This is a genomic window from Amycolatopsis sp. SB7-3 (assembly GCF_041021335.1).
GTDB lineage: Bacteria > Actinomycetota > Actinomycetes > Mycobacteriales > Pseudonocardiaceae > Amycolatopsis > Amycolatopsis japonica.
In genome coordinates this window covers 978,090-994,674 of record NZ_JBFPJQ010000001.1, presented here as the reverse complement: position 1 = coordinate 994,674, position 16,585 = coordinate 978,090, and the positions used below count along the sequence as shown (strand labels likewise).

Annotated in this window: 11 protein-coding genes; 4 read left to right on the top strand and 7 right to left on the bottom strand. The window is 64.5% G+C overall.

Annotated features, from left to right (window positions below; all coding sequences use genetic code 11):
* Positions 1–55: 55 nt before the first annotated feature.
* Complete coding sequence (locus tag AB8M46_RS04805; protein WP_037341096.1) at positions 56–571, bottom strand: GNAT family N-acetyltransferase; 516 nt, start codon at positions 569–571, stop codon at positions 56–58.
* A gap of 393 nt (positions 572–964) precedes the next feature.
* On the opposite strand from AB8M46_RS04805, the gene AB8M46_RS04800 reads away from it, so the two are divergent.
* On the top strand, positions 965–2,530 hold the full coding sequence (locus AB8M46_RS04800; protein WP_052120764.1) for a S8 family peptidase: 1,566 nt from the start codon (positions 965–967) through the stop codon (positions 2,528–2,530).
* Positions 2,531–2,662: 132 nt separating this feature from the next.
* Positions 2,663–3,379 carry a hypothetical protein gene (locus AB8M46_RS04795; protein WP_037341100.1) on the top strand — a complete coding sequence of 239 codons (717 nt, stop codon included), beginning with the start codon at positions 2,663–2,665 and terminating at the stop codon, positions 3,377–3,379.
* A gap of 60 nt (positions 3,380–3,439) precedes the next feature.
* Here the strand turns inward: AB8M46_RS04795 and AB8M46_RS04790 are convergent, their stop codons facing one another.
* The 4 genes from AB8M46_RS04790 to AB8M46_RS04775 form a co-directional block, all read right to left on the bottom strand.
* Positions 3,440–5,098 (bottom strand): DUF262 domain-containing protein, encoded by a 1,659-nt coding sequence (locus AB8M46_RS04790; RefSeq protein ID WP_394359652.1) that lies wholly within the window; start codon positions 5,096–5,098, stop codon positions 3,440–3,442.
* Between the two features lie 16 nt (positions 5,099–5,114).
* Positions 5,115–5,894, bottom strand: coding sequence for a hypothetical protein (locus tag AB8M46_RS04785; RefSeq protein ID WP_394359651.1), 780 nt, complete (start codon positions 5,892–5,894; stop codon positions 5,115–5,117).
* Between the two features lie 157 nt (positions 5,895–6,051).
* A complete protein-coding gene (locus AB8M46_RS04780; protein WP_394359650.1) occupies positions 6,052–7,323 on the bottom strand; it encodes a DUF3696 domain-containing protein in 1,272 nt (423 codons plus the stop codon).
* Positions 7,324–7,439: 116 nt separating this feature from the next.
* On the bottom strand, positions 7,440–11,144 hold the full coding sequence (locus AB8M46_RS04775) for a multifunctional oxoglutarate decarboxylase/oxoglutarate dehydrogenase thiamine pyrophosphate-binding subunit/dihydrolipoyllysine-residue succinyltransferase subunit (protein ID WP_350592640.1): 3,705 nt from the start codon (positions 11,142–11,144) through the stop codon (positions 7,440–7,442).
* 372 nt (positions 11,145–11,516) lie between these two features.
* Here AB8M46_RS04775 and AB8M46_RS04770 point away from each other — a divergent pair, with 372 nt between their 5' ends.
* Complete coding sequence (locus tag AB8M46_RS04770) at positions 11,517–11,783, top strand: hypothetical protein (RefSeq protein WP_037341106.1); 267 nt, start codon at positions 11,517–11,519, stop codon at positions 11,781–11,783.
* On the opposite strand, the gene AB8M46_RS04765 is transcribed toward AB8M46_RS04770, so the two are convergent.
* Positions 11,780–12,349 carry a DUF4291 domain-containing protein gene (locus tag AB8M46_RS04765; protein ID WP_394359649.1) on the bottom strand — a complete coding sequence of 190 codons (570 nt, stop codon included), beginning with the start codon at positions 12,347–12,349 and terminating at the stop codon, positions 11,780–11,782. The two genes, AB8M46_RS04770 and AB8M46_RS04765, sit on opposite strands and share 4 nt — an antisense overlap.
* A gap of 75 nt (positions 12,350–12,424) precedes the next feature.
* On the opposite strand from AB8M46_RS04765, the gene AB8M46_RS04760 reads away from it, so the two are divergent.
* Entirely contained in the window at positions 12,425–12,736 is a 312-nt protein-coding gene (locus AB8M46_RS04760; RefSeq protein WP_394359648.1) for a hypothetical protein, read from the top strand.
* 104 nt (positions 12,737–12,840) lie between these two features.
* Here AB8M46_RS04760 and AB8M46_RS04755 read toward each other — a convergent pair whose 3' ends face one another.
* On the bottom strand, positions 12,841–16,506 hold the full coding sequence (locus AB8M46_RS04755; protein WP_394359647.1) for an ABC transporter ATP-binding protein: 3,666 nt from the start codon (positions 16,504–16,506) through the stop codon (positions 12,841–12,843).
* Positions 16,507–16,585: the final 79 nt, after the last annotated feature.

Genomic DNA, 16,585 nt, shown 5'->3' with positions numbered 1-16,585 from the left:
ATGCGGTCCTTGCGCGTGCAACTACCGCATTCAGAGGACGAAATGCGGGAGGGGGCTAGAGGCGGTCGAACGCGGGGGAGTAGCGGAACTCGCCCTTGAGGTCCGGCGTGTACGCGCGAAGGGTGCGGACCTGGAAGTGCGGCGCCCATTCCGCGACCGGCGGCGTGATCCCGTGCTGTGCGGCGAGCACGAAACCGAAGCGGGAGTAGTAGTTCGGGTCGCCCAGCAGGACCACCGCGCCGTAGCCGAGCGCGTCCGCCGCGCCGAGCACGGCGTGCACGAGCGCGGAGCCGACGCCGGACGCGTGGTACTCGGGCAGCACACCGAGCGGGCCGAGGCCGACCGTCGACTTCTCGTCGCCGCCGAGTTTCGACGGGCTGCAGCAGACGTGCCCGACGACCTTCCCGTCGCGTTCGGCCACGATGGACAGTGCGCCGATCAGGTCGCCGTCCTCCCGTAGCTCGTCGACGAGTTTCGCCTCGACCACCGGGACACTGAGTTTCGCGAACGCGGCCAGATGCACGGCGTGGATCGCCTCGCGGTCGGCCGGGATTTCCTGTCGGAGCAGCATGCGCCCGAGTGTGCTCCATCCGAAGGTAGGATGGAAATCGTTTTCCGCCAGCCGACCTCACGACTTTAGTAGGCGGCCATCCGTGTGTACTTGCCCGAGCGTGAAACGCCAAGAGGGCGGGAAAACGACCACCAGATGTGCGGATCCCCAATTCTTCGTGGGCCGTACGGGCGCAAAACGCGACTAAAGGCGGGGGCTGAACGGTGCCCGAGCTGTGTCGGCACGGCGCCCATTACTACCGGGATGTCCGTAATGCAAGGTCTTCCTTGGGGTGAAAACGCGACTTAGTCTCAGCCTGCGCTCCTAAGTGGAACGCGGTTCACCTCTGATTCACCCCAACGATCCGGCGGGCTTCTTCATGCCCGTGGGTCGACCCTGCCTGGGAGGAATATCTTGAACAATTCCCTGGGAACCTTGAAGAGACGACTGCCCGCCTTCGGTGTGGCCGCGGCCGTCGCGGTGCTGACCGCGCTCGGCGGCACCACCGTCGCGTCGGCGGCTGAAGGTTCGATCGTCAACGCCGGCAGCGCCAAGGCGATCAAGGACAGCTACATCGTCGTGCTGAAGGACGGCTCGTCGGTCGAAGCCACCGCGAAGAGCGTGACCCAGCGCCACGGCGGCACGGTCGAGAAGACCTTCGCGTCTTCGGTCCGCGGCTTCTCCGGTGCGCTGACCGAAAAGCAGGCGAAGCGCGTCGCCGCCGACCCCGCCGTCGCTTACGTGGAGCAGAACCAGACCGTCTCGATCTCGACGGATCAGCTGAACCCGCCGTCGTGGGGCCTGGACCGGGTCGACCAGCAGAGCCTCCCGCTGGACCAGAAGTACAGCTACAGCACCACGGCGTCGAACGTCACCGCGTACGTCGTCGACACGGGCATCCTCACCACGCACCCCGACTTCGGCGGGCGCGCGACCCACGGCCGTGACACCGTCGACAACGACAACGACGCCACGGACTGCCAGGGCCACGGCACCCACGTCGCCGGCACCATCGGCGGTACCGCGCACGGTCTGGCCAAGGGCGTCAAGCTCGTCGCCGTCCGCGTGCTGAACTGCTCCGGTTCCGGCACGACCGCCGGCGTCATCGCCGGTGTCGACTGGGTGACCGCCAACGCCGTCAAGCCCGCCGTCGCGAACATGAGCCTCGGTGGCGGCGCTTCGACGACCCTCGACCAGGCCGTCCAGCGGTCGATCGCGTCGGGTGTCACCTACGGTGTCGCGGCCGGTAACGACTACGGCGCCAACGCGTGCAACAGCTCCCCGGCCCGTACGCCCGAGGCGATCACCGTCGGTTCGACCACCAACACCGACGCCCGGTCCGACTTCTCCAACATCGGCACCTGCCTCGACATCTTCGCGCCGGGCAGCGGCATCACGTCGACCTGGCTGAACAACGGCACCAACACCATCAGCGGCACCTCGATGGCGACCCCGCACGTCGTGGGCGCGGCGGCCCTCTACGCCTCCGCCAACCCGTCGGCGACGCCCGCCCAGGTCCGCGACGCGCTGGTCAACGCCGGCGTCAAGGGCAAGGTGACCAACGCGGGCACCGGTTCGCCGAACGTGCTGCTCAACACCGGCAGCGGCGGTGGCCCCGGCCCCGAGCCGACTCCCTGTGGCACGCAGACCAACAACGGCGTCGTCGCCATCCCCGACGCCGGTGCCGCGGTGACCAGCACGATCACGGTCGCCAACTGCGCCCGCAACGCTTCGGCCACCACCAAGGTCGCGGTGAACATCACCCACACCTACGTCGGTGACCTGGTCATCGACCTGGTCGCGCCCGACGGCACCTCGTACCGCCTGAAGGGTTCGAGTGGCGACTCGTCCGACAACATCAACACCACCTACACCGTGAACGCCTCGGCCGAGGCCGCGAACGGCGCGTGGAAGCTGAAGGTTCAGGACGTGTACCGGATCGACACCGGCTCGCTCAACAGCTGGTCGTTGACCGTCTGATCCACCCCTGGAGTACGTGAAGGCCCCCTTCCTCCTGCTGGGAAGGGGGCCTTCCCGTATCCGGAGGGTGATTCGGCGCCCAGTTGCGGCATTCGTCCACTAAGGACCGTCGTGAGGCTTTAACCTCTCCGCATGCAGCCCGGACCGCCCTACCAGCAGGGACCTCAGCAGCCGTATCCACCGCAGGGATACCCCGGCTACCCGCAGCCCGGATACGGGCCGCCGCCCAAGAAGTCGAACACCGGACTGATCGTCGGGCTCATCCTCGGCGCGGTGGTGCTGCTCGGCGGCGGCGGGGTCGCGGCCTTCCTGCTGCTGTCCGACTCCGGCTCTTCGTCGACCGCTTCACCGACCTCGTCCAAGAAGAGCGGCCCGCCGGACAAGTACACCTCGATGCCCGGCTGCGAGAAGATCGGCAGCAAGGTGCGGAACCTGCCGCCGCTCGAAACGCCGAAGGGCGAGGAACCGGCGAGCACGTCGAACGACGAGATCACCTACACGCGTTCGTCCTGCTCCTGGCGTGAACCGAACGCCCCGTCCGCGACCGTCTCGATGTACCTGTCGAAGTCGAAGGAGCCGGGTTCGGGCGCCGGGGAGGCATGGGCCAAGGCCGGGGTCGAGAACGCCGTCACCGACGGCGGGGTGCTCATCCCCAGCATGGCGAAGTCCACCAAAGCCGTGCACACCAAACTCGATTCGCCGAGCCAGTGCCAGATCAAGTTCTACCAGGGCAACGTCGAGGGCGAGATCATCGTGACCGGCCCCGACCCGTCCGGAACGGTGAACCAGACGGTGTGCAAGGAGAACGCCCTCAAGATGGCCAGGGCGACCTCCGAGGCGATCGGCTAGTCATCTCGTCGCGATGGGTTGATGTTTGGTACTTTTGCACCAACCCATCGCGACGATGTCTCATTCTGTATCAATATCCGCATCGGCGGACAGCTTCTCCGCAGGAACGACGTCGAACCTGCTCATGAATTCTCTTTCCTGTCGAGCGAGGTATAATGCTCGGTCATTAATGAAGCCAACATTGTCGCCCTGGTGGAGCTTTTCAAGCGCGCTATCGGGTATGCCGTGACTGCGTGCCATCAACGTGCCTTGTCGCCCGCTCAAGGTCAATAGAGTGCGTTTGGTCGACATTCCAGGAGAGGTTGGAAGAATAATTCGGTTGGCGGGGTTCGATACGCCTTCTCCTCTCGTTATGATATGGCGGTATGCGCCTGTATCTGACTGAGCGAGAAGTGAAATGGCGTCGATCTTGTCTCCGTTCTGGTCAATGCGGTTGTCGAAAATCTGAAGCTCCCAGATCATGAAAGAGCGAATACGCGCACTTCGCATGTCGAATCGGTCTGGGAAAGGACGAGCAACCTGGCCGTCTAAGTCCAGCGAGTCGACATCCCCAGCAAAGGCCTTCATCTCCTGCAGGATCAACTTGATCTGCGTGGTATTTGCGCCAGCGAAGTAGCCGGACCAAGAGGTGCTCCAGAACCATTTGACCAAAGTTTCTAATTTGGCCGGTGATGGATTTGGAGAAATTTCGAAGAAGGCAACCAGTAGCATTATCTGGGCGTTGTATGGAACGAGGCGCGCCAAGGGAACTCCGACTGTCTTGCGCAGAAAGTCAATTGCCCGATAGAGAGCAATCTCTGTGGCGTCTACGTACTCAGCCAATCCTTCTCGGACCCGGTCAGCAAGGACTTCCCAGCGGGCTTCCTGAACGTCCTCCTCGCCAGCAACAGCCAAAATGGCCCTAAAAATCGTCATTGACGGAATGGTGCCGAACCCCGTCGATGCCACATCCTCCTGGATGGTACTAATTCGTTCAGCAAGACTCTCGCTGTTATCGTTCTTGTATGTCAGTGCGGAAACCATCTGATCAGGGCTCATTGATTGCCCACTGTTGTTAAGGCGAGAAAAAACTCTGACTGCCCGCTTCAAATCTCCGCCGACGAGTCGAACCGCTGCCATTTGGTATGACTTGAACCGCTGGGCAAGCTCCTCGGCTTCGTTGATAAGCTCCGAGACGTTCTCTTGGAACTTCTCGGATTCCTCTAGGCGCCGCGCGAAAGACAGAAAGTCCATGGTCCGCAGGACTGATCGCATTGGAAGATAGTTTTCCGGCGGTGGCGACGTCGGCTTCTTCCAATGCCGGAACTGGTTTCGATCTCCTTGTTCACCGAGTGCGCGAAATACTTCCCACATCCATGAACTTTGCCCCGTTTCGTTCGATGGTTCTTGGCTTCTGCGAAGGCACCCATACAGGGTGGAAAGCCGTTGATGGCCGTCGAGTAGGTACGAAACTCGACTGTCTTTTGGGGGTGGAGGTATCTTGAAGTCGGCAATTTTGTCCAGGCTGGCGAGCGGTAGATTTGTTTCCCAAATCAACAAGCTGCCGATCGGAAATGATCGGTCAATGCTGTCGAAAAGGTCGGTCATCTGCTCTGGGCGCCACACAAATGGACGCTGAAACTTTGGAATACGAAGGCGCCCTTGTGTGATTTCGTCAAGAAGGTTCTCTAGAAGAATGATTTCCGGCTTGACAACGGTCTGATTGTCTTCGTTGGACATTGGCGGGAAAACCTCATTAAATAATTGTTGCTATTTTTTGGAGAATTTCTCGTATCTCGTCTGCAGTGTCCAGGTTCGGTCGCTCGAATTCAGTAGGGGCCAGATATGGTGAGCGCTCACGAAAACGTGCAAGTATTTTTGTCCCAAACCCTCCACGAAGAGCTTTGATCAGCTCCGCTGGAGTGTCAGAAAAGAGTGTGCCGTGCTCAGATCGTATGCGGGCGGGTTCATCTGGTCTGCCGAACCCATACTTCATGTCATAGTAGCCACGTTGCTCTTTTGTGAGCTTCTTCAGGGCATTTACCCGACGGTTAATGATTTTATGTTTACCGCATAAGAAGAGAACTGAGTTTGGTACGTAATTCTCCGCCTCGCGAAGCTCGAGAACATGAACCTCGATACCATCGGCGGCTAGCTGTCTTGCTTTTTTGTGACTCTTGGTAACTTGTCCAGGTGACCATCGATCGCTGTCAAGTAGGGCAAATATTCTAACCACATGATGAAAGGAGTCACGCTCGGATTTTGCCACCAGCTCAAGGCGTTCGCCCCCTGAATGGCGGAATACGGCCCAGCCTTTGTTGAGAGCCTCGTAGACCCGAGCCTCTTTGAAAACCTCAGCCAGTGAATATATGAAAGCTCCATCGTTTAGCAAGTCCTCGACGACAAGAACGGCAGGCTTTCCTAAGTCTTCGACTGCATCTCGCAGATTGTCTCGACTTATCGATATGGGAGCAGGTGTGGTTGAGGGTGCCCAGGCTTCCGCGACGATGGCCTTGGTGCCAAGGTCGGTGCACATGGTGGAGACGGACGGGGCATGCGTAGCAAAGTACCTTGCAGCTGCCTCGATACTTTCGGTGTCCGGTACCCAATCATGTCGCGACTCTGCGAACCACTCAAGTAGGTTTAATAGTCCTCTGATCGAATCAGAGTTGTCAAACGTGTCTGCCGTAATCTTAATGCGCATTGGGCCCACTAAGTTGAGACAGCTGCGCCTTTGCAAGCAGCTTCGCCTCATCGTAATCTTCTGAGAAGACTCCCCGTGGCCAGTAGTCAAGATTTCCGGCGTCGTCTACATTTATGCGGCGCGCTACGGTTGAGCCATTACTATTCTCAATAAAATACAATGATATACTGGTGGGTGCTAATTTCCCTTCGGCAACTCGTCGCCGAAGGCGGAGTAGAAATGTCTCACTATGGGTTTCTATGAGAAATCGGGCATTTGTTCCCAGGGTGGCATTTAAATAGAGGTCGGCAAGTGTTCCATGCGCAGCGGGATGTAGGTGTAGCTCTGGTTGTTCAACCATCTCCAGGATGGGCTTCTTGGTTCCAGTATACAAATCGAGAGCGCGCTGTACGAATATCGGCAGCGCCTGCGCGATTCCGGTTCCCGTGTCGACTAGATTTACTTCGACGCTTGGATCGACCTTCGACTGTAGTACTATGTTGTATAGTCCGCTGCTCTCGACTGCATTGACCGACCAGTCTGGAAGGCTTTTTCCGAAGTGTTGATTGATGAATTCGATTAAGCCTCCTTGATTTCTCTTCAGGTCGGCCGCTAGAATGCTGGCGGTGTGCTCACCGCTGGGTCCCACGAAGTCTGGCATTCGGGTGGGCATTCGATAGAATCTGGCCGGCCGGTCCCGAAATGGTCCTAGGTATCGAATTGTTCCTAAGTTTTCACGAATCCTCGAACTGAGCTCAAGAATCTCATCTCTAATTGTCGAGCTTATTTTTTCGGATTCGATAGCCGTGGGCAGTAGTCCGCGAAATCTCACTAGGATTTCATGCTCATTCAATCCAGGGCCAGTGAATGAGTAATTTGCTGCGCCGTCGCTAGGGTCGTTGCGTTCCCATGTGAGGGTTAGGCGGCGATCATTTGTTGTTACTTCAAATAGGCTAACCGTCTGAATGTGGTACTCGTCGATGTTTTGTACTTTCACAGTCAGATCGACGGGGCCCTGCTCGGTTTCGACCGTGAAACCGATTTCGATGCTGCCGTGCGGACGACGACCATGGATCAAGTCGAGAAACGAGTCGACGATGTCTTCGCCCAGTAGGTCGAGGTCAAGTGGTGTTGTCGAGTCTGTGTGTATGCCTGTGGACAAGACAAGTGGAGAGCGGGTCAGTGCGCTCTTGCCTGAGTTGTTGCGACCGAACAAGCAGGTGATCGGACGTAGCTCAATGGTTTGCCTGTCAGCAAAGCACCTGTAGTTGCTCAGGGTCATCCTGGAAAGGGACACCGAGCAACCTTAGCGTCTAACCGCGCAGACGCCGCTGAGGCGGCACTTGGCAGGTTGTGTCAAGTGCCGCCTCAACGGAGTGTGATGTAGTACTCAGGCGATCAGTCGAACGCCCGGGCGATCAGCGCCTTCTGCTCGACCTCGTGCACCTTGGACGAACCGGCCGACGGCGCCGCCATCGGACGACGCGACACGACGTCCAGGTTGGAGAACACCTCCGGGAGCTTCCGGGGCAGGTTCAGGCCGAAGAACGGCCACGCGCCCTGGTTCTCCGGCTCCTCCTGGACCCAGACCGCGGGAGCGCCGTTGTAGCGCTCCAGCGCCGCCAGCAGCTTCTTCTTCGGCAGCGGGTAGTACTGCTCGATGCGCACGATCGCGACGTCGTTCGCCTCGCGCTTCGTGCGCTCGGCCACCAGCTCCCAGTACAGCTTGCCCGACGTCAGCAGGACCTTGCGGACCTTCGACGGGTCGACGACGGCGTCGTCGATGACCGACATGAACTTCGTCTGCCCGGTGAAGTCCTCGACCGCCGAGGTCGCCGCCTTGTTCCGCAGCATCGACTTCGGGGTGAAGGTGATCAGCGGCCGGTTCACCCCGTCGAGGGCGTGGCGGCGGAGCAGGTGGAAGTAGTTCGCCGGGGTCGACGGGACCGCGACGGTCATCGAGCCTTCGGCGCACAGCGAGAGGAAGCGTTCGATGCGGCCGGAGGTGTGGTCCGGGCCCTGGCCTTCGTGGCCGTGCGGCAGCAGCAGCACGACGTCGGAGAGCTGGCCCCACTTGGCCTCGCCGGAGGAGATGTACTCGTCGATGACGGTCTGCGCGCCGTTGACGAAGTCACCGAACTGCGCTTCCCACATGACGAGTGCTTCGGAGTTGGCCACGGAGTAGCCGTATTCGAAGCCGACCGCCGCGTACTCGGACAGCGCCGAGTCGTAGATCATCACGCGGCCCTGGTTCTCGGCGAGGCTGGCCAGCGGGGAGTACTCCTGGCCGGTCTTGCGGTCGATCAGCACCGAGTGGCGCTGGGTGAAGGTGCCGCGGCGGGAGTCCTGGCCGGACAGCCGCACGAGGCGGCCTTCCATGGCCAGCGAACCGAAGGCGAGCAGCTCACCGAACGCCCAGTCGATGCCGCCTTCGCGGGACATCTTGTGACGGCGCTCCATGACCGGCTTGACCCGCGGGTGCGGGGTGAAGCCCTCGGGCACGTTCAGGAACGCGTCGCCGATGTGCTCGATGACCTCGGTGGTGGTCGCGGTGGGCACCTTGGCCGGGACCTGCTGCTCCTCCTCGACCGAGGGACTGGCCTTCGCCGGGTGCTTCTCCAGCTCGCGGACCTCGTTGAACACGTGCTCCAGCTGGCTGGAGAAGTCGCGCAACGCGGCTTCGGCCTCTTCGACGGAGATGTCGCCGCGGCCGATCAGCGATTCGGTGTAGGTCTTCCGGACCGAACGCTTCGTGTCGATGATGTCGTACATCGCCGGCTGCGTCATCGAGGGGTCGTCGCCCTCGTTGTGGCCGCGGCGGCGGTAGCAGATCAGGTCGATCACGACGTCCTTGTGGAACGCCTGGCGGTAGTCGACGGCCAGCTTGGCCACCCAGTGCGCGGCCTCGGGGTCGTCACCGTTCACGTGGAAGATCGGCGAGCCGATCATCTTCGCGACGTCGGTGGCGTACTGGCTCGAACGCGAGTGCTCGGGCGCGGTGGTGAAGCCGACCTGGTTGTTGACGATGACGTGCACGGTGCCGCCGGTGCGGTAGCCGCGCAGCAGCGCCAGGTTCAGGGTCTCGGCCACGACACCCTGGCCCGCGAAGGCCGCGTCGCCGTGCATCAGGACGGGGAGGACGGTGAAGCCCTCGCCACCCTTGTCGAGGATGTCCTGCTTCGCGCGGACGATGCCCTCGAGGACCGGGTCGACGGTCTCCAGATGCGACGGGTTCGCGGTCAGCGACACCTTGGTCTCGCCGTCGCCGAACATGCGGAAGTACTTGCCCTCGGCGCCGAGGTGGTACTTCACGTCACCGGAACCGTGCGCCTGGCCCGGGTCGAGGTTGCCCTCGAACTCCTGGAAGATCTGCGCGATCGGCTTGCCGACGATGTTCGCGAGCACGTTCAGGCGGCCGCGGTGCGGCATGCCGATGACGACCTCGTCGAGTTCGTGCTCGGCGGCCTTGTCGAGGATGGTGTCGAGCAGCGGGATCGCGGTCTCGCCGCCTTCGAGGGAGAACCGCTTCTGGCCGACGTACTTGGTCTGCAGGAAGGTCTCGAACGCCTCGGCGGCGTTGAGCTTCGAGAGCACGTACTTCTGGACCGCGGGGTCCGGCTTCTCGTGCGGGATCTCGACGCGGTCCTGGATCCAGCGGCGCTCCTCGGGGTCGAGGATGTGCGTGTACTCGATGCCGACGGTGCGGCAGTAGGAGTTGCGCAGCACGCCGAGGATGTCGCGCAGCTTCATCCGCTCCTGGCCGGCGAAGCCGCCGACCGGGAACTCGCGGTCCAGGTCCCACAGGGTCAGGCCGTGGGAGAGGACGTCGAGGTCGGCGTGGCTGCGCTGCCGGTAGTTCAGCGGGTCGGTGTCGGCCATCAGGTGACCGCGCATACGGAAGGCGTCGATCAGCTCGATGACCCGCGCGGTCTTGTCGACCGGGCCGTCCGGGATGTCGGCGACCCAGCGGATCGGCTCGTACGGCAGGCGCAGGCTGGTGAAGACGTCGTCGTAGAAGCCGTCCTCGCCCAGCAGCAGCTCGTGGATGCGCTTGAGGAACTCGCCCGACTCCGCGCCCTGGATGATGCGGTGGTCGTAGGTCGAGGTCAGCGTCATGATCTTCGAGACGCCGAGGTCGACCAGCGCCTTCTCGCTGGTGCCCTCGAAATGCGCCGGGTACTGCATGGCGCCGACGCCGATGATCGCGCCCTGGCCCGCCTGCAGCCGCGGCACCGAGTGGTTGGTGCCGATGCCGCCGGGGTTGGTCAGCGAGATCGTGGTGCCGGCGAAGTCGTCGGCGGTCAGCTTGCCGTTGCGGGCCTTCTTGACGATCTCCTCGTAGGCCTGCCAGAACTGCATGAAGGTCATGTTCTCGGTGGCCTTGATGGAGGCCACGACGAGCGTGCGGGAGCCTTCCTTGCCCTTCATGTCGATCGCGAGACCGAAGTTCACGTGCTCCGGCGTGATCGCGAACGGCTTCCCGTCGATCAGCTGGTAGTGCCGGTTCATGTTCGGGAAGTCCTTCAGCGCCCGGACCATCGCGTAGCCGATGAGGTGCGTGAAGGAGATCTTGCCGCCGCGCGTGCGCTTGAGGTGGTTGTTGATGACGATGCGGTTGTCGGCCATCAGCTTCGCCGGGACGGCGCGCACACTCGTGGCCGTCGGCACGGACAGCGAGGCGTCCATGTTCTTCGCGATCGCCGCCGCGGCGCCGCGGAGCTGCTTCGACTCCGCCTCGGCGTCCTTCTCGGCCGGCTTGGCGGGGGCCTTCTCCGCAGCCTTGGGCGCCGCCGCCTTCGGGGCGGGCTTCGCCTCGGTCTTCGGGGCGGCCTTCGCCGGGGCTGTCTGCTTCGCGGTGGGCTCGGTCTTCGGGGCCGGCTTCGTGGCCTGGCCGTTGGAGGCCGCGCTCTCCTTGGCGGGAGCCGTGGGGGCCGGGCGTGCGCCTTCAGCCTTGGTCTTCGCGTCCTGCGTTGGCTTGAAATCCGCGAAGAAGTCGTGCCAGGCGGCATCGACTGAGCTGGGGTCGGCGAGGAACTGGTCGTACATTTCCTCGACCAGCCACTCGTTGGGGCCGAATTGTGACGCAGGGCTGCTGCTGGACACGGCTTGGACTCGCCTCTATCCGTCTCGAGATCTTGAACACCGCTGATGCGCCTACCAGGCTAACCCCCTCGGTCGCAGCCGTGTGATGGAACTGGCCTGTGTGAGGCGTGGCGCACTAGGTGATGGGTCACTGTCTCGATCAAGAGACCGAAAATAGGCCACTCGCCGACCTCGCCCGCCGCCGCCTGGGGGAGCAAGGGACCTTTGCTACCACTTTCACCGTCCGTGCAGGTCAGGTCACTGTTTCGTCGATGAGGGTTGGCTGAGTCGTCGTGCCCGGACAGCCTGGAGTTCACGTCGGAGCGCTTCGCTGGGTGGAGGATGCGGCCGGTGTCGTGCCGGCCGCCGGTCCCCGCGAGGTGGTGGCGGCCCATGTGGCTCGACGAGTGCCCGTCGTTCTGGGACGAGGGGCGTGTGCGCCCGCTGGTCACCGAGTCCGGCAAGGTCGTGCTGATGTGCGACTCGTGCTCGGCGGTCTGGCCGACGCTCGCCGACTTCAAGGAGATGGAGCACGTCGAGCCCGACGAGCCGGACTGGACGGTGGCGGCAGGCGTGCACGTCCGGCCGGGGACCGTCCGGTGGGCATCGGTCCAGGACCTCGAGGTCGCCGGGATGGGCGGCCTCAAGTGGCGGCCTTAACCGGGGTACGGACGCTCCGCGGGTAGCAGCGCTTTGGCGTCTTCGATGCGGTTCGCCGCGACCAGGGCGCCGACCTCGCGCATGACCGGGGTGACGTCGGTGACCGCCGTGATCCATTTGTCGACATAGCGATCGACGGCCTCGCCGCTCAGTCCCATCTGGAGCGAACGGTGCTTCAAGGGGCCGAGCCGGATGCTGCGTTCCGGATCCCACTGGATGCGGACCGGGCTGGTCTTGACCTCGTGCTGCCACGTCTTCCGGTCGGGATGGACATCTGGGTCGTAGTGGCTGAGCGCCGCGTGGTCGAGCGCCCAGGCGAAACCCTCGCGAGTGATGTCGAGGGCGAGTACGCGCTCTTGACCGGGCTTCGCGGCCCAGCCGCAGCGGTACGCCATCCAGAGGAAGGACGGCTTGATCCAGGTCATGCGTTCGCGTTTGAACGGCGGTACGAAGGTGCCCGCCTTCAGCGCGGCGTCGGCGATGGCCGGGGCGTACGCCTGATAGACGCGGATCGTGGTTTCGGTGTACAGGGCGCGGATCTGCCGCGCCGGGATCTCTTCTTTCATTTCCCGGTCAGCGTGACAGGTGGGGGTGGGCGTGCGCGACCGAAATTCCCTTGCCCATCGGGTCATGCTGAACGCATGGCATTGCTGCGCAAGGGATCGCGACGGATCGTCGTCGATGACACCGCTTACCGGTGGATCGTCCGGCGGAAGCCCACCTACGCACAGGACGGCGGGTATTTCCTTTCGTACGGGGTGGAATCGGAGGACGCGCGGGGTGCGGTGCTGGTGGTGCGGACGGATCACGCGCACCCGTTGAACTACCTGGGGGTGCCGTCGAAGGCCGTGCTGCCTTCGGATGTCGAACGGGCGATCCGGCTGGCGCTGGCGCGTGGGTGGGAGCCGGCGGCTCCGGGGGCGCAGTTCCAGCTCGACCTCGCGGCTGGGTGAGGGGCTACGGCGTCGTGAGTGGCGTTCGACGTGCTTGAAGGCGCGACTCGCGTGATTGGGGGCGTGACACGCGTGATTGGACGGACGACACGACCGCGGCATGGTCAGCCCAGGGACCAAAGGCGGGCGTAATGACCGCCCGCGGCGACGAGTTCCGCGTGCGTGCCCTGTTCGACGATCCGGCCGTGGTCCAGTACGACGATCCGGTCCGCCTTGGCGGCGGTGGCGAGCCGGTGCGCGACCACGAACGTCGTGCGGCGGCGCGCGAGTTGTTCGGTCGCGCGCAGGACGGCGGCTTCGGTGGACGGGTCGAGTGCCGCGGTCGCCTCGTCGAGCAGGAGGACGTCCGGGTCCACGAGTTCGGCGCGGGCGAGGGCGACGAGTTGCCGTTGCCCGGCCGAAAGGGACCGTCCGCGTTCACCGACGGGCTGGTGGAAACCGGCCGGGAGCGCGGCGACACCGTCGAGCGCGCCGACGGACCGGACCGCCTCCTCGACCTCCGCGTCCGTCGCGGAAGGCCTGCCGTAGCGCACATTGTCCGCGACGGTTCCCGAGAACAGATGCGCTTCCTGCGGTACCACGCCCATTCGCGTGCGCAGGGCGGCGAGGTCGTACTCGCGGATGTCGGTCCCGTCGATCCGGACCACGCCGCCGGTCGCGTCGTAGAACCGCGCGACGAGCTTCACCGCCGTCGACTTCCCGGCGCCCGTCGCGCCGACCAGTGCGACGGTCTCGCCGGGCGCGACGTCCAGTGAGAGCTGTGAGAGGGCGGGTTCGTCCGTTGCGGTGTAAGCGAAATCGACGTCCTTGAAGGAGACCTCGCCGCGCAGGCGATCCGGCATGGCGACCGGGTTTTCCGCCTGCGGAACGGAAGTCGGCGTGCGCAGGAGATCGCCGATCCGTGTCAGGCCGACCCGCGCCTGCTGGTAGCCGTCGAACACCGAGGACAGTTGCTGGATCGGCGAGAAGAACTGCCCCAGGTACAACAGGAACGCCACCAGCACACCGGCCGACAACGTGCCCGCCGCCACCCGGTTCGCGCCGACGATCAGCACGACGACCTCGGCCAATCCGGAAAGCATTGCCGCGAAAGGGAAGTACGTCGCGACGAGACGCTGGGCGCGAAGCCGCGAACGCCGGTATTCGTCGCTTCGGGACGCGAACTTCTCGGCAGTGCGCTCCTCGCGCGTGTACGCCTGCGCGACCCGCAACCCGTTCACGTTCTCCTGCATGTCCGCGTTGACGACGCTGACCCGCTCCCGGGCTTCGGTGTACGCCTTGGACGACGCGCGGCGGAAGATCACGGTCGCCACGACGAGGATCGGCAGCACCGCGAGCGCGTACGCGGCCAAGCCGATGTCGGTGATCATCAGCGCCGCCGCGATCCCGACCAGCGTCAGCGCGCTCACCACCGCCTGCGCGACACCGGTCTGCAGGAACGTCGAGAGCGCGTCGACGTCGGTGGTCATCCGGGTCATGATCTTCCCGGACAGCTCGCGTTCGTAGAAGTCGAGCCCGAGCCGTTGCAGATGGGCGTAGCTGCGCACGCGCAGCGAGTACAGCACCGTCTCGCCGACCCGCGCCGTCATCTTCGTCTGGAGGTACACCACCAGCCAGTCGGTGAGGATCACCAGCGCGCCGATCCCGGCGGCCAGCCAGATCACCGCCTCCGCGCCGGCGCGCACCCCGTTGTCGATGCCGTGCTGATACAGCGCGGGCATCGCGATGGTGGCCAGCGCGTCCGCCGCGACCAGCCCGATCACCAAGGCGAGCGGGCCGCGCACCGGTTTCAGCAGGCGGCCGAGGCGGAACTGCGGTTCGGGCGCGGTGACGTCCGTGCCCGGCAGCCGCGGGACATCCGTGGCGGGCGGCAGTTTCCGGACGCCTTCGATGAGCTCCTGGCTCGGCGGCAGGTCGACGTCCCATTCGCCGCCCGAGCCCTTCCGCTCGCCCGCCAGCTCGTCGGCCTTGTCCTGTGCCGGCCACAGCGCGGGGGTGATCCCGGCGGGACCGCAGTCGAGACCCTCGCATCGATGCGGCTCCTCGACGTCGTCACCCGGACCCGCGACGAGTTCGCGGAACAGCGGGCAGCGGGCGAGCAGTTCCTCCTCGGTGCCGACGTCGACGACGCGGCCCTTGTCGAGCACGGCGATCCGGTCGGCGAGGGCGAGGGTGGAACGGCGGTGCGCGATGAGCAGGGTCGTCCGGCTCGCGGTGACCGAACGCAGCGTGTCGTGGATCGCCGCCTCGGTGACCGTGTCGATGGCGGAGGTCGCGTCGTCGAGGACCAGCACGCGCGGATCGGTCATCAGCGCCCTCGCGAGGCCGAGCCGTTGCCGCTGACCGCCGGACAACGTCAGCCCGCGCTCGCCGACGAGCGTGTCGTAGCCGTCGGGGAGGCGCTGGATGAACTCGTCCGCCTCCGCCGCCCGTGCGGCCGCGCGGATCTCTTCGTCGCTCGCGTCCGGCCTGCCGTAGGCGATGTTGTCGCGGACCGACGACGAGAAGAGGAACGCCTCTTCGAAGACCACGCCGATCGCACCGCGCAGATCGTGCTGCCGGACGTCGCGGACGTCGAGGTCGCCGACCTGGACCGAGCCGCTGTGCACGTCGTAGAACCGGGGCAGCAGCAAGGAGATCGTCGATTTGCCCGAACCGGCCGTGCCGACCAGCGCGAGTGTTTCGCCCGGCCGCGCCTCCAGGGTGAGCCCGTCGAGCACGGGATCCGACCGCGTGTAGCCGAAGGAGACGTCCTCCAGCCGGACACCGAGCGGGCCGTCGGGCAACGGCCGCGCGTCCGGGCTGTCGACGACGTCGGGCTGCGCGTCGATGAGTTCGTTGACCCGTTCCGCGCCCGCCCTGGTCAGCTGGGCCTGCACGACGAGGCTGGAGATCATCCGGGCCGGGCCGATCAGGATGGACAGATAGGTCGCGAACGCCAGGAACGTGCCGAGGCTGACCTCGCCCTTCAACGCCAGGATGCCGCCGACCGCCAGCACCGCGACCTGTCCCGCGGCGGGGAGGGCCGCCGTCGTGGCCGTCGGCAAGGACGAGAGCCGGGCCGCGCGCATGCGTTCGGCGAAGAGCTTCTTCGCCGTCTTCTCCAGCTTCGCGACTTCGCGCGCTTCCTGGCCGAAGCCCTTCACGACGCGTACGCCGGTGACGGTCTCCTCGACCTGCTGCGCGACGTCGGCCGCGCGCTGCTGGGCGGCCCAGGTCGCGGGGAAGAGCCGTTTCCGGCTCACCGCCATGATGATCGCGATCGCCGGGGCGACCACCATCGCGATCAGGGTCAGCGTCGGCGACATCCACAGCATCGCGCCGAGTGACAGCAGCGCGAAGATCACCGAACCCGCCGAAAGCGGTACCTGCATCAGGACCGACGTGACCAGCTGCAGATCCGAGATCGCACGCGAGGCGACCTGGCCGGTGCGCAACGCGTCCTGCTTGCCGCCGTCGAGCCGCGAGACCGCGCCGAACACCTGGCGGCGCAGGTCGTGCTGGACGTCGAGGGCCAGCCGACCACCGACGTACCGGCGGGCGAACGCGTTGCCGAAGGTCAGCACCTGCAGCACCGCCATCACTGCGGCGAGCAGGCCGAGGCGGGAGGTGTCGCCCGCGACGGCGTCGTCCAGCGCCTCGCGGATCAGCAGCGGGCCGGCGGCCTGGAGCCCGACGCCGATGATCGCCGCGCCCAGCGAGAGCACGACGAGCCAAGGATGTTTCCAGCACGAAGCGGCCAGGCGGCGGATCCAGCCTCCGGTGGGCACCGGGGCCGTCTCACGTGCCGGACTGGCTTGACGGGGACGAGGTGGAGCAGTAGTCACCCCGCAAGCCTAGGCGTGCGCA

What these genes read in the sequence shown, in the direction of transcription:
- AB8M46_RS04805 (WP_037341096.1), bottom strand. Translation starts at nt 571, where the DNA reads ATGCTGCTCCGACAGGAAATCCCGGCCGACCGCGAGGCGATCCACGCC.
- AB8M46_RS04795 (WP_037341100.1), top strand. Translation starts at nt 2,663, where the DNA reads ATGCAGCCCGGACCGCCCTACCAGCAGGGACCTCAGCAGCCGTATCCA.
- AB8M46_RS04790 (WP_394359652.1), bottom strand. Translation starts at nt 5,098, where the DNA reads ATGTCCAACGAAGACAATCAGACCGTTGTCAAGCCGGAAATCATTCTT.
- AB8M46_RS04785 (WP_394359651.1), bottom strand. Translation starts at nt 5,894, where the DNA reads ATGTGCACCGACCTTGGCACCAAGGCCATCGTCGCGGAAGCCTGGGCA.
- AB8M46_RS04780 (WP_394359650.1), bottom strand. Translation starts at nt 7,323, where the DNA reads ATGACCCTGAGCAACTACAGGTGCTTTGCTGACAGGCAAACCATTGAG.
- AB8M46_RS04770 (WP_037341106.1), top strand. Translation starts at nt 11,517, where the DNA reads ATGTGGCTCGACGAGTGCCCGTCGTTCTGGGACGAGGGGCGTGTGCGC.
- AB8M46_RS04765 (WP_394359649.1), bottom strand. Translation starts at nt 12,349, where the DNA reads ATGAAAGAAGAGATCCCGGCGCGGCAGATCCGCGCCCTGTACACCGAA.
- AB8M46_RS04760 (WP_394359648.1), top strand. Translation starts at nt 12,425, where the DNA reads ATGGCATTGCTGCGCAAGGGATCGCGACGGATCGTCGTCGATGACACC.